Source organism: Wenzhouxiangella sp. YN9, from assembly GCF_056324165.1.
Genome location: NZ_JBJNIP010000059.1, coordinates 93,303 through 105,977, shown reverse-complemented (window position 1 = coordinate 105,977; position 12,675 = coordinate 93,303). Strand labels below are relative to the sequence as shown.

The 12,675-nt window shown below is 65.3% G+C and carries 14 protein-coding genes; 9 read left to right on the top strand and 5 right to left on the bottom strand.

The features are described from left to right. Positions 1-31: 31 nt before the first annotated feature. Both cysS and ACEWQ0_RS03095 read left to right on the top strand, forming a co-directional pair. Positions 32-1,405: a cysteine--tRNA ligase gene (gene cysS / locus ACEWQ0_RS03100; RefSeq protein ID WP_476482168.1), complete on the top strand. Its 1,374-nt coding sequence runs from the start codon at positions 32-34 to the stop codon at positions 1,403-1,405. Next, entirely contained in the window at positions 1,402-1,821 is a 420-nt protein-coding gene (locus tag ACEWQ0_RS03095) for a SufE family protein (protein WP_476482167.1), read from the top strand. The genes cysS and ACEWQ0_RS03095 overlap by 4 nt, the downstream gene beginning before the upstream one ends. Positions 1,822-2,057: 236 nt before the next feature. Here the strand turns inward: ACEWQ0_RS03095 and dksA are convergent, their stop codons facing one another. Beyond that, complete coding sequence (gene dksA, locus ACEWQ0_RS03090; RefSeq protein WP_476482166.1) at positions 2,058-2,483, bottom strand: RNA polymerase-binding protein DksA; 426 nt, start codon at positions 2,481-2,483, stop codon at positions 2,058-2,060. A 78-nt stretch (positions 2,484-2,561) separates the two neighbouring features. On the opposite strand from dksA, the gene yidD reads away from it, so the two are divergent. Further along, the gene (gene yidD, locus ACEWQ0_RS03085; protein ID WP_476482165.1) at positions 2,562-2,795 is read left to right on the top strand and encodes a membrane protein insertion efficiency factor YidD; all 234 of its coding nucleotides are present in this window, start codon (positions 2,562-2,564) and stop codon (positions 2,793-2,795) included. Positions 2,796-2,818: 23 nt separating this feature from the next. Here the strand turns inward: yidD and murA are convergent, their stop codons facing one another. Together murA and ACEWQ0_RS03075 are read right to left on the bottom strand one after the other, a co-directional pair. Continuing rightward, positions 2,819-4,078: a UDP-N-acetylglucosamine 1-carboxyvinyltransferase gene (murA, locus tag ACEWQ0_RS03080; RefSeq protein WP_476482164.1), complete on the bottom strand. Its 1,260-nt coding sequence runs from the start codon at positions 4,076-4,078 to the stop codon at positions 2,819-2,821. A 5-nt stretch (positions 4,079-4,083) separates the two neighbouring features. Then, positions 4,084-4,332 (bottom strand): BolA/IbaG family iron-sulfur metabolism protein, encoded by a 249-nt coding sequence (locus ACEWQ0_RS03075; protein ID WP_476482163.1) that lies wholly within the window; start codon positions 4,330-4,332, stop codon positions 4,084-4,086. Positions 4,333-4,443: 111 nt separating this feature from the next. Between ACEWQ0_RS03075 and ACEWQ0_RS03070 the strand changes: the two genes are divergently transcribed. The 6 genes from ACEWQ0_RS03070 to lptB are packed head-to-tail and all read left to right on the top strand — an operon-like array spanning position 4,444 to position 8,768. Further along, a complete protein-coding gene (locus ACEWQ0_RS03070; protein WP_476484444.1) occupies positions 4,444-5,424 on the top strand; it encodes a calcium/sodium antiporter in 981 nt (326 codons plus the stop codon). Between the two features lie 33 nt (positions 5,425-5,457). Then, entirely contained in the window at positions 5,458-6,435 is a 978-nt protein-coding gene (locus ACEWQ0_RS03065) for a KpsF/GutQ family sugar-phosphate isomerase (protein WP_476482161.1), read from the top strand. Then, a complete protein-coding gene (locus ACEWQ0_RS03060) occupies positions 6,432-6,935 on the top strand; it encodes a KdsC family phosphatase (protein ID WP_476484443.1) in 504 nt (167 codons plus the stop codon). Before ACEWQ0_RS03065 ends, ACEWQ0_RS03060 begins: the two co-directional genes overlap by 4 nt. After that, positions 6,932-7,543 carry an LPS export ABC transporter periplasmic protein LptC gene (gene lptC, locus ACEWQ0_RS03055; protein WP_476482159.1) on the top strand — a complete coding sequence of 204 codons (612 nt, stop codon included), beginning with the start codon at positions 6,932-6,934 and terminating at the stop codon, positions 7,541-7,543. The genes ACEWQ0_RS03060 and lptC overlap by 4 nt, the downstream gene beginning before the upstream one ends. Beyond that, the gene (gene lptA / locus ACEWQ0_RS03050) at positions 7,452-8,045 is read left to right on the top strand and encodes a lipopolysaccharide transport periplasmic protein LptA (RefSeq protein WP_476484442.1); all 594 of its coding nucleotides are present in this window, start codon (positions 7,452-7,454) and stop codon (positions 8,043-8,045) included. Before lptC ends, lptA begins: the two co-directional genes overlap by 92 nt. Before the next feature lie 3 nt (positions 8,046-8,048). Next, entirely contained in the window at positions 8,049-8,768 is a 720-nt protein-coding gene (lptB, locus tag ACEWQ0_RS03045; RefSeq protein WP_476482157.1) for an LPS export ABC transporter ATP-binding protein, read from the top strand. Positions 8,769-8,828: 60 nt separating this feature from the next. On the opposite strand, the gene ACEWQ0_RS03040 is transcribed toward lptB, so the two are convergent. Both ACEWQ0_RS03040 and ACEWQ0_RS03035 read right to left on the bottom strand, forming a co-directional pair. Then, a complete protein-coding gene (locus ACEWQ0_RS03040) occupies positions 8,829-10,865 on the bottom strand; it encodes a serine/threonine-protein kinase (protein WP_476484441.1) in 2,037 nt (678 codons plus the stop codon). 183 nt (positions 10,866-11,048) lie between these two features. After that, complete coding sequence (locus ACEWQ0_RS03035; protein WP_476484440.1) at positions 11,049-12,650, bottom strand: peptide chain release factor 3; 1,602 nt, start codon at positions 12,648-12,650, stop codon at positions 11,049-11,051. Positions 12,651-12,675 lie beyond the last annotated feature (25 nt).

The window sequence follows — 12,675 nt, the reverse complement described above, 5'->3', positions numbered from 1 at the left end:
TTCTAGCCCCTGACCGCCAATTTAGTCACCGATGACCATCCAGATATACAACACGCTCAGCCGGCAGAAAGAGGCGTTCTCGCCGCTCGATCCGGAACGGGTCACCCTGTATGCCTGCGGCCCCACCGTCTACAGCTATGCCCATATCGGCAACGCCCGCCCGGCCGTCATTTTCGATTTGCTGTATCGGGTGCTTGCACGACGCTTTCCGCAGGTGGTCTACGCGCGCAACATCACCGACGTCGACGACAAGATCAACACCGCGGCGGCCGAACAGGGCGTGGCAATCGGCACCATCACCAACAAGTTTGCCGACATCTACAATCAGGACATGGCCGCGCTGGGCGTGGGCCGGCCCACCGTCGAGCCGCGGGCAACTGATCACATCGATGAAATCATCGCCATGATCGAGCGCCTGATCGACAAGGGTTGCGCCTACGCCGCCGAAAACCACGTGCTGTTCAGCATTGAATCGGCGCCCGACTACGGCGAGCTGTCGCGCCGCGACATGCGCGAGATGGTGGCCGGGGCGCGCGTCGACGTGGCCCCCTACAAGAAGCACCCCGGCGACTTCGTGCTGTGGAAGCCCTCCGACGAAACCCAGCCGGGCTGGGACAGCCCCTGGGGCCGCGGTCGCCCCGGTTGGCACATCGAATGCTCGGCCATGAGCGCCGCGCACCTGGGCCAGGTCATCGACATTCACGCCGGCGGCCAGGACCTGATCTTTCCGCATCACGAAAACGAGATTGCCCAGAGTCGCTGCGCCCACGGCACCGAGCACTTCGCGCGCTACTGGATGCACAACGGTTTCGTAACCGTCGACAAGCGCAAGATGTCGAAGTCGCTGGGCAACACGCTGATCGTGCACGAGCTGCTGAAACAATGGCCCGGCGAGGTAATGCGCTACCTGCTGCTGTCGGCTCACTATCGCCAGCCGCTGGACTGGTCAACGAGCGCTCTCGAGCAGGCCCGCAACACCCTCGACCGACTCTATGGCCTGCTGCGCAGTCACCCGCCTGCGGCGATCGACGTCGAGCCCGAGACCAGCGTGATTGCTGCGCTGGAAGACGACCTCAACACGCCCACGGCGCTGGCAGAAATCAATACCTTGGCGCGCCGGCTGTCTGCGGCCCCAGCGTCCGATCAGCCCCGGCTGGCGGCGCGCCTGAAGGCAACCGCCGCCCTGCTCGGCCTGCTGCAGGTCGAGCCGGACGCCTGGTTCAGGCGCGGCGTGGATGACGCTACCATCGATGCCGGCGAAATCGAGCAGCTGATTGCCGAGCGCAATGCAGCACGCGAAGCGCGCGACTTTGCCACCGCCGATCGCATCCGCGACGAGCTGACCGAGCGCGGCATCGAACTCGAAGACAGCGCTGATGGAACGCGCTGGAAGGCAAGCTCATGAGCATCGAAACAGCACAGCGAGAAATCGTCGAGGAGTTCAGCCTGTTCGACGACTGGATGGACCGCTACCAGTACCTGATCGACCTCGGCAGGAAGCTGCCCGCGCTCGACGAGGCCGACATGGTCGAGGACCATTTGTTGTCCGGCTGCCAATCTCAGGTCTGGCTGATCACCGAGGGCGACGCCGAACGCATGATTTTTCGCGCCAACTCGGATGCCGCCATCGTCTCGGGCCTGATCGCCCTGCTGCTGCGAGTCTATTCCGGTCGCAGCGCGCCCGAAATCCTCGATTCCGAACCCCACTTCGTCGTCGAGATCGGCTTGAGCGACCACCTCTCGCCAACGCGTGCCAACGGCCTCAATGCCATGCTGGCCGAAGTCCGTCGCCAGGCCACGCGCGCACTCGAGGCCGCCTGAACACCCCAGGGCTTGGGCCGGAAGGGGCTGCCTTCTTGCGCGACTGAGCCTTGCCTCGGGCCGGCGCCGCTGGGCGCCGTATCGCGGTCTGGAGCCGCGCTCCCACGCCCATGGGCCCCTCTCCCGGAGCAAGACAGCCTCTTCGGCCAACGGAGAAGAGCGGCCTCGCGCCACGCGTAAAAAAGCCCCGACAGTGCGGGGCTTTTCATCAATCAGCAGCTTCGGATCAACGCTCCTTAGCGATCGCGCATCTGTTTCTGCTTGAGTTCCCAACGCTCCTGAGCGTCGAGGCAGAGCGTGGCGATCGGCCGGGCTTCCAGGCGGGGCAAGCCGATTTCCTCGCCGGTTTCTTCGCAGTAGCCGTAGGAACCGTCTTCGACTCGGGCCAGGGCCTCGTCGATCTTGTTGAGCAACTTGCGGTAGCGATCGCGGGTGCGAAGTTCCAGGCTGTTTTCGGTTTCGCGGCTGGCGCGCTCGGCCTCATCGCCGACATCGCGGACCTCGCCACGCAGGTTGTCGATCGTCTCCTGAGACTCCTGGATCAGGTCTTCACGCCATTGCAGCAGCTGGCGACGAAAATACTCCAGATGCTTCGGGCCCATGTACTCTTCGTCTTCGGAAGGCTTGTAACCTTTCGGCAGTTCAACACTCTTGCTAGGCATCAGCTCACGGCCTCTTCAAGCCAGGTTGTTGCAAAACCGACGATTATATATCCTAGTCGGGAACTCTGGGCAACCCCGATGCAGACTTTATTTCTCGGCCTGATCCGGGCCTATCGTTACTTTCTGTCCCCCTGGATTGGCGGGCAATGCCGTTTCGACCCGACCTGCTCGGTTTATGCCAGCCAGGCAATCGAGCTCTACGGCGCCTGGCGTGGCGGCTGGATGGCGGTCAAGCGCCTGCTGCGCTGCCATCCGTTCTGCCCCGGCGGCGAAGACCCCGTGCCCGGTTACGACAAGGAAGAGGTCGAATAACGCCTGTCGCCGAGCGCGCCGGATCAGCCGGCCAGCCGGCGAATGTCGGCGCCGAGCTGGCGCAGTTTTTCCTCGATGTTCTCGTAGCCGCGGTCAATGTGATAGACGCGGTCGATCAGGGTTTTGCCCTCGGCAACCAGGCCGGCCAGCACCAGGCAGGCCGAGGCGCGCAGATCGGTCGCCATCAGCGGGGCCGCGGTCAGACGCTCGACGCCCCTGATGATGACGGCGTTGCCCTCCAGGCGAATATCGGCACCAAGGCGCTGCAGCTCCAGCACGTGCATGAAACGGTTCTCGAAAACCGTCTCGCGAACGATACCCGTGCCCTCGGCAATGGCGTTGAGGGCGGTGAATTGCGCCTGCATATCAGTCGGAAAGCCCGGATACGGCGCGGTGGTGACGTCAACCGCGCGTGGCCGTCGCCCGGCCATGTCGAGCTCGATCCAGTCTTCGCCGGTGGTGATCCGCCCGCCGGCCTCCTCGAGCTTGGCCAGCACGGCATCGAGCGTGCCCGGCACTGCATTGAGCGCGCGCACGCGGCCACCGGTCATGGCGGCAGCGGTGAGAAAGGTGCCGGCCTCGATCCGGTCGGGCACCACCTTGTAGTCATAGCCGGAAAGACGCTCGACCCCCTCTATGACAATGGTATTGCTGCCGTGCCCGGAGACCTGTGCGCCCATCGAGTTGAGGCAGTGGCCCAGATCGGCGACCTCCGGCTCCTGCGCGGCGTTTTCGATGACCGTGGTGCCCTGCGCCAGAGTCGCGGCCATCATCAGGTTTTCGGTGCCGGTAACCGTGGCGGTGTCGAGCACGATGTGCGCGCCCCTGAGGCGATCAGCACGGGCCTGGATATAGCCCGACTCGACGGTGATCTCGGCCCCCATGGCCGCCAGGCCCTTGAGGTGCAGATCCACCGGCCGGGCGCCGATGGCGCAGCCGCCCGGCAGCGACACCTGGGCCGCACCGCGGCGCGCCAGCAGCGGCCCCAGCACCAGAATCGAGGCGCGCATGGTCTTGACCAGCTCGTAGGGCGCGACGTCGCTGTCCATGGCCGAAGCATCCAGCTCCACGCTCAGACGATCGCCCAGGGCGATGGACACGCCCATCTGGCCAAGCAGCTCCATGGTGGTGGTCACATCCTTCAGATGTGGCACGCCTTCGAGCCGGCAGGGCTCTTCGGTCAGCAGCGCGGCCATGAGGATGGGCAGCACTGCATTCTTGGCGCCGGAAATCTCGACCGAGCCGTCCAGCGCCCTGCCGCCGACAATCTGGATTCCGGCCATGCCCATCAGCCGTCAACCGCCGCCTGGCCGGCTTCTTCGGTAGTTTTCAGATCCAGACTCATGGCGTGGATCTCTCGCCCCAGCGCCTCACCAACGGCCGCATGCACCTTGCGGTGACGCTGGATGCGCGACAAACCAACAAAGGAATCGCTCACGATTCGGGCGACATAATGCACGTTGTCGTCGGATTCAACCTTGACCTGTGCTTCGGGCATTGCCTGTAGAATGCGCGTTTCGATTGCAGTGATATCCATGGATTCAACCCGGAGGGGAGTGAAAAAGAGCGGCCGCAACAGCATGCGGACCAGCCGCCTAGTGTACCCCATCCTCTCCCTGTCCCACCTTCGCGCCGCCCGGGAACCCGTATGACGATCACCATCGCCCTGCTGCAACTGCTCGCCGGCTTCGTGCTGCTGATCTGGGCGGCCGACCGGCTGGTGGCCGGCGCATCGGCGCTGGCACGCAACTTTGGTGTGTCGACCCTGATCGTGGGTTTGACGATCGTCGGCTTTGGCACCTCGGCACCAGAGATGATCGTTTCGGCCATCGCCTCGCTCAAGGGCAACCCGGCGCTCGCCATCGGCAACGCCCTGGGGTCGAATATCGCCAATATCGGCCTGATCCTCGGGCTGACCGCGCTGATCTATCCGCTGCGCGTCGACTCGGCCACCTTCAAACGCGAGGTGCCGGTGCTGGCGCTGATCATGCTGCTGACACTGTTTCTGATGTGGGACCTGGAGCTTTCGCGCCTCGACGGTACGGTACTGATCGTCGGTCTGTTCATGCTGGTGGGCGGCATGGTGATGCTGGGCGTGAAAAGCGGTGGCCAGGACCCGATCACCGCGGCCCTGACCGAAGAAGTGCCGCCGGGCATGCCGATGCGCGCCGCCGTGATCTGGACCGTACTGGGCCTGATCCTGCTGCCCTTGAGCGCACAGGTGCTGGTAACCGGCGCCGTGACCCTGGCGCTTCTGGTGGGCGTTTCCGAGGCGGTGGTGGGCCTGACCGTGGTGGCGCTGGGCACCAGCCTGCCGGAGCTGGCGGCGGCTGCGACCTCGGCCTACAAGCGCGAAGACGACCTCGCGATCGGCAATATCCTCGGCTCGAACATGTTCAACCTGCTCGGTGTGCTGGGCATTGCTGCCGTGATCGAACCCATGCACATCGAGCCCATGCTGCTCAACCGCGACATGCTGGTGATGTTCGCCATCTCCATCCTGCTGCTGGTCATGGTCTGGCGCCGCGGCGGCCAGAGCTTGATCACGCGGCCCGCCGCGGTACTGCTGTTTGCCGGCTATCTCGGCTACCAGACCCTGGTGATCTGGGAAGCGCTGCTGGCACGATGATGATCCGCTTCGGTCTGCATTAGAATCTGAGCCATGAATATCGACTCTCGCCGTCTGATTCATGCCGCCAGCGAAGTACTGGCCACCGAAGCACGCGCGATCACCGCGCTGGCCGAGCGCCTGGGTGAAGACTTCATTGCCGCCTGCAGCCTGCTGCTCGATTCGCCGGGCCACCTGGTGGTGACCGGCATGGGCAAGTCCGGACATATCGGCAGCAAGCTGGCCGCCACCCTGGCGTCGACCGGCACGCCGGCCTTTTTCGTGCACCCGGCCGAAGCCAGTCACGGCGACCTCGGCATGATTGCCGCAGACAACGCCGTACTGGCGCTGTCGAACTCCGGCGAAACCGAGGAAGTGCTGCGCCTGTTGCCGGGCCTCAAGCGCCTGGGCGTGAAACTGATTGCGATGACCGGCAATCCGTCGTCAACGCTGGCGCGCCACGCCGATGTTCACCTCGACACCAGCGTTGATCGCGAGGCCTGCCCGCTGGGGCTGGCGCCAACTGCTTCGACCTCGGCCCAGCTTGCGCTGGGAGACGCTCTGGCCATTGCGCTGCTCGACGCCCGCGGCTTCACGGCCGAAGACTTTGCGCGCTCGCACCCGGCCGGCAGCCTCGGGCGCCGGCTGCTGCTGCGCATCAGTGATCTGATGCACACCGGCGAGGCCCTGCCCATTATCCGTGCCAACGACAGTATCGCCGAGGCCATCATGCAGATGACGCGCAGCCGCCTGGGCATGTGCGCAGTGCTCGACGACGATGAAGCCCTGGTGGGCATCGTCACCGACGGCGACCTGCGTCGCCACGTCGACGAGCTGGCCGATATTCGCAGCAAGCCGGCCGAGCACATCATGACGCGCGACCCGCGCACCATACGGGCCGATGAACTGGCGGCCGCGGCGGTGGAGCTGATGCAGAGTCATCGCATTCAGGGCGTTCTGGTCACCAATGCCGAAGGCCGGCTGGTGGGCGCCCTCAACTTTCAGGATCTGCTGCAGGCGGGCGTGGTATGAGCGCGAACATTCAGCTGGCCATCTTCGACGTCGACGGCGTGATGACCGACGGCCGCCTTGCCTACAACGATGCCGGCGACGAGATCAAGACCTTTCACACCCGCGACGGCCTGGGCATCAAGGCCCTGCTCGACAACGATATTGCCGTGGCCATCATCACCGCTCGGCAGTCACCGATCGTGACCCGGCGCGCGCAGGAGCTGGGCATCGAGCACCTCGTTCAGGGGCGTCAGGACAAGGCCGCTGCGCTGGAGGAACTGCTGCACACGCTCGATCTGGCCGGTGAAAACTGCGCCTACACCGGCGACGACCTGCTCGACTGGCCGGCGATGCGCCGCTGCGGCCTGAAGTGTGCGCCAGCCGACGCCAGCGCCTGGATTCGTGAGCGCGCCGACTTTGTCACGCCAGAGCGCGGCGGCTTTGGCGCCGTGCGGGCGGTGTGCGAGCGTATCCTCGCCGGACGCGGCCTGCTGGGCGCCTGGCAGGATGGCTTCGAGTGACCTGGCGCGTGGTGCTGATCGGCTGCCTGGCGCTGGTGCTGGCGCTTGGCATTCGCTGGCTGATGCCCAGCGACCGCAGAGCCACGCCGCCGCTGTCGGTACCCGACCCGCAGTTCGACTACACCCTGACCGACTTCTCGGCGCGCTTTCGCGATGCGCTCGACCGCGTGGAGCTCACGCTCTCGGGGCCCCGGCTCGAGCACGTCTGGGCCGAGCGCGTCGCCCGGCTGGAGGCGCCCGAATTCCATATCGAGCCCGAAGGCGCCGACTGGCGGGGTTCATCGAATCAGGGCCGCGTGCTGCGCGATCAGGAAATGCTCGTGCTCGAGGGCGATATCCAGCTTGTCCATCGCGCTCGGGGTGGAGACATCGAGGTGCGCACCGAACGCCTGCGCTACGACCGGGGCAAGCGTACAATCTCGTCGGATACACCGGTGACGATCACGCAGACGGAATCCCGGCTGCGTTCCGGCGGTCTGAGAATTCAACTGGACAAAAACCTTCTGGAACTGACTGATGGCGTACAAGGTGAGCTCGAGCCGGCCGTGGCTGATCGCGACGGCCGTCGTGCTGGCGCTGCTGCTGGCAAGCCTGGCGACCGCGGCTGAAGCACAGCACAAAGGCCCTATCGGGGTCGAGGCCGACAACGCGCAGCACGATACCGAGCGCAATGCCTCCCACCTGGAGGGCAGCGTGCGCATCACCCGCGGCGAGATGGAAGTGACCGCCGACGAAGGCTTTGCCTATCGCGGCGATAACGGCTACGAGCGCATCGAGCTGTTCGGCGAGCCGGTACGCTGGCGCACGCTCAACGAAGAAAACCGGGAAACGACCGGTCACGCAGACCAGGTGATCTACAGCCTGATCGAACGCACTGTCACCCTGGTCGGCGATGCCTACATCGAAGACCCCCGCGGCACCTATTCCGGCCAGCGCCTGGTCTACAGCCTGGATACCGAAGGCGTTCGCGGCGAAGGTGGCGTGCGCCTGTCGATCGAGCCGGAGGTCATCGAAAACGATCAACCCGATGAAGCGCCCAACGACCCGGCCGACGACGCCACCGACAACGAGGCCGACGATGAGGTCGACAATGAGACCGAGCCGGACTGAGCCGTGTTGATCGCCGAACAGCTGTCCAAGCGTTACAAGGGGCGTGCCGTGGTTCACGGCATGTCCATGCAGGTCGATACCGGCGAGATCGTCGGCCTGCTCGGCCCCAACGGCGCCGGCAAGACCACCTGCTTCTACATGGTGGTGGGACTGGTCACGGCCGACGGCGGTCGCATCGTACTCGACGAACGCGACATCACGCGCGCGAGCATGAACCAGCGCTCGCGCTACGGCCTGGGCTATCTGCCGCAGGAAGCCTCGATATTCCGGCGCTTGTCAGTGGCCGACAACATCAAGGCGGTGCTGGAACTGCGCCGTGATCTCGATCGCTCCGGCCGACGTGATGAACTCCAGCGCCTGATGGAGGAGTTTTCGGTCAGCCATCTGGCCGATCAGTCGGGCATCAGCCTGTCCGGCGGCGAGCGCCGACGGGTGGAAATTGCCCGTGCGCTGGCCGCCAACCCGTCCTACATCCTGCTCGACGAACCGTTCGCCGGCGTCGATCCGATCTCGGTTGGCGAGATTCAGAACATCGTCCGGCATCTGACCGAGCGCAATATCGGCATTCTCATCACCGACCATAACGTGCGCGAAACCCTCGGCATCTGCGACCGCGCCTACATCATCAGCGAGGGCCGGCTGCTCATCCACGGCTCGCCCGATGAGGTGATGGCCGACGAGAACGTGCGCAACGTCTATCTGGGTCGCGAATTCCGGCTGTAGGTCGGAGTGGCATGCCGGGCGGAAGAGACAGTCCGGCTCTGGAAAAGAAGCTGCTCGCCATCAGTCGAACTGGTCTCGAATCCCCGGCAGCCAGGGCCGTACGGAATCCACCGCGCGGCGGGTAGCGTTGAGCGCGGTGAACTCGATCTGCTCGACCGGTGATGCGCCGATCTTGCGCATGCTGTGCAGGTCGAACGTTACCGCCTCGAGCTGGGCAATGAAGGCCCTTTCAATGCGATTGTAGTACTGCAACTCCCGCTCGCCGGCCGGCAGCGCGCGCGCCACCACAACGTAGCGCGCGCCGGCATCCAGAGCCGGGCGGGCCAGGCCGACCAGGTCGACTTCCTCGCCCTGGACATGATTGCGGTAGCCGCTGACAAAGCTGCGCTGCACCAGCGGATGGCTGCTGCCGCGCAGCGCCGATTCGATCTCGCGCACCATCGGGTCGGCAACCACGGGATCACCAACACCGATCACGACCACGCCGCGTGGCAGCGGCGCGGCCTGGCGGGCGGACGCACCGGGGTCAGATTCACCTGTTGCGGGCTCGCCTGCCGGCGATTCGACCGGCTCGGCAGGCGGATCGGTTGCAACCACGGCCTCCTTTGGATCCGATGCCGCGGGCGCTGCCGACATATCCGCGTTCCCGGCGGCGGCCGTGGTCTGCGCTGCTGCGGTTGCTGCCGAGTCATCCAGCTCGGCCACTCCATCGCCTTCCCCGGCGGGACTGTCGGTCGAGTCGGAGGACGCGGCCTGTGTGTCAGCCGCCAGAGCGTCGGCTGCCGGCTCTTCTGGCAGCGGCACTTCACTGCCGTCACCGCTGCCGGCATCGGCAATCGCCTGCCCGGCGCGAAGGCCGCCGGCGGCATCGGCGATGCCGCCACCTTCTCGTGAAGCCGCCGACCGCGTGGCCGAGCCGGCTTCAGAGTCGCCGGCTCCGGCATCGGCCACGGCTGCGTCCTCGCTGCCCGCGCCGCCCGGCAGCCAGGCCGTCATGCGGTTCCAGGTGGCCGAATCCAGCCGCGTCAGCCCAAAGCCGGCGGCGGCCAGCGCAGCCACGAACACCAGCGCCAGGGCAACCCATCTTCCACGTCGCTTCGGCGCCGGTCGTTGCACCAGCACCGGGTGCGCAGGTTCGGCCTGCGTTTGCAGCGCCGCCGCGGCTGCGGCAGCGTCAACCGTGCCGCCGGCGGTTGGCGACAGCACGCCGGTCGTTGCCAGCGCCTCGGTGACCTCACGCTCGGCGGTCGAAGGGCCGCTGTCGGAACGTTCCACCGGCCCGGTCCGGCCGGTCTTGAGCGGCTGCATATCGGCCAGCAGTTCAGTCCAGCTGGCGTAGCGATTATCTGGCTGGACTGCCAGCATTTTCCGCAGGATGTCGATGACGCGATCGTCGACCCGACCCTCGAGTGCCGACAGGTCGGGAAAGCCGTCTTTGGCCAGCTGAGAAAACGCCTGCTTGAGATCGCGGCCCGGCATCAGGCGCTCACCGGCGAGCATCTCGAACCACACCACGCCCAGCGCGAACATGTCGCTGCGCGAGTCCGCCGGACCGGCACTGAGCACCTCGGGGGCCATGTAGCCCGGCGTGCCCATGACGGTGCCGCCCTCCGGGCCGGACTGCTCGGCGGCAATGCAGGCGATGCCGAAGTCGGTCAGGACGGCGCGGCCGCGACGATCGATCATGATGTTGCCCGGCTTGACGTCGCGGTGCACGATATCTTCGGCGGCGGCGGCCGCCAGGGCGCGAGCCGCCTGCTCGGCCACCCGGCGCGCCATCTCCGGCGAGCACTGGCCTTCACGGTCGATGAATTCGGCCAGCGATTCGCCGTCGACGTATTCCATGACGAAATACGGCTTGCCGTCATGTTCGTCGGCGACGAAAATCTGGGCAATATTGGGATGGTTGAGCGCGGCCACGTTGCGCGCCTCGCGCAGGAAGCGGGCGACGACGATCTCGTCTTCGCTCAGCTCGTCGCTCAGACACTTGATGGCAATGAAACGCTCGAGCTTGGGGTCGAGCGCCTTGTAGACCACGCCCATACCGCCGCGACCGAGTTCGCTGATGATGTGATAACGCCCGAGAACTTCGCCCATTTCCGTCACCTCCCGGCTGGATCAGTCGCCGCGGCCGGCGCGCATGCCGCCCCTTTCGGCCGAATATATCAAACCTAACGACAAATCCACCCGGAACCGGTCACCCGCCCCGCAAACAGTGCGACCACCTCGCACGCCAGCTGCCGAGCACCCCGGGCCGACCTGAAGCCCGCCGGGGGCCGGTCAATCGACGTCGACGTAAACGCTGATCTCGCGGGTGGCGCGGAAGGTGATCTCGGGATGGCGCTCTTCGGCCAGCTGGAGATTGATCCGGGTGGGCGCCAGGTAAACCAGGCGGCCGCCGCCGTCTTCGGCCAGCTGCTGCTCGTTCTTGTTGCGGAATTTGTCGAGCTCGCGATCGGAATCAGCGCTGACCCAGCGGCAGGTTGATACGTTGACCGCCTCGAACACCGCCGCGACGTTGTACTCCTCCTTGAGGCGGTAGGCCACCACGTCGAACTGGAGAACACCCACGGCGCCAACGATCAAGTCATTGCCGATCAAGGGCCTGAAAAACTGTGTGGCGCCTTCCTCTGAAAGCTGGGTCAGACCCTTGGTCAGGGCCTTGAGCTTGAGCGGGTCTTTCAGCTGCACGCGGCGGAACAGCTCGGGGGCAAAGTTCGGAATGCCGGAGAACTGCAGCTTCTCGCCCTCGGTAAACGTGTCGCCGATGCCGATCGTACCGTGGTTGTGCAGGCCGACGATGTCACCTGGGTAAGCATATTCGGCTGCCGCCCGCTCGCCGGCCATGAAGGTCAGCGCGCCGTGGGTGCGCTGCTCCTTGCCGATGCGGACATGGTGCAGCTTCATGCCCTTCTCGAAACGACCCGAGCACACGCGCATGAAGGCCATGCGGTCGCGGTGGGCCGGGTCCATATTGGCCTGCACCTTGAACACGAAGCCGGTGCATTTGTCCTCGACCGGCTCGACAGAGCGTCCCAGAGTAGCGCGCGCCTGCGGCTGCGGGGCACGATCGACAAACTCGTCGAGCAGCGGAATCACGCCGAAATTGTTCAGAGCCGAGCCGAAGAACACCGGTGTCTGCTTGCCTTCAAGGTAGCGCTCATGGTCAAAATCATGGCTGGCACCCGCCACCAGCTCGATTTCGTCGCGCAATTCGGCGGCCATGTCGCCCAGGGCTTCGTCAGCTTCGGCCGAGTGCAGGCCGGCAATGATCCGCGGCTCCTGGCGCATGTAATTCTTGCCCGACTCATAGAGATGAATTTCGTCGTGCACCAGATGATAGATCCCCTTGAGCCGGCGCCCCATGCCGATCGGCCAGGTTACCGGCGCGCACTCGATGCCCAGCACTTCCTCGACCTCATCAAGCAGCTCGATGGGCTCGCGGCCCTCGCGGTCGAGCTTGTTGATGAAGGTGAAGATCGGGGTATCGCGCATGCGGCAGACCTCCATGAGCTTGATGGTGCGCTCCTCCACGCCCTTGGCGCAGTCGATCACCATCAGCGCCGAGTCCACGGCAGTGAGCACGCGGTAGGTATCTTCGGAAAAGTCCGCATGGCCCGGGGTGTCGAGCAGATTGACGATGCGCTCCTTGTAGGGAAACTGCATCACCGAGGAGGTGATCGAGATGCCGCGCTGCTTTTCCATCTCCATCCAGTCGGAGGTGGCGTGGCGCTCGGCCTTGCGGGACTTGACCGAGCCGGCAAGCTGGATCGCACCGCCGAAAAGCAGGAACTTTTCGGTCAGCGTGGTCTTGCCGGCGTCCGGGTGCGAGATGATGGCAAAGGTTCGCCGGCGCGCAACCTGGTCGGACAACTGGGGCATGCTGCAACAATCCAAGGGAAAACAC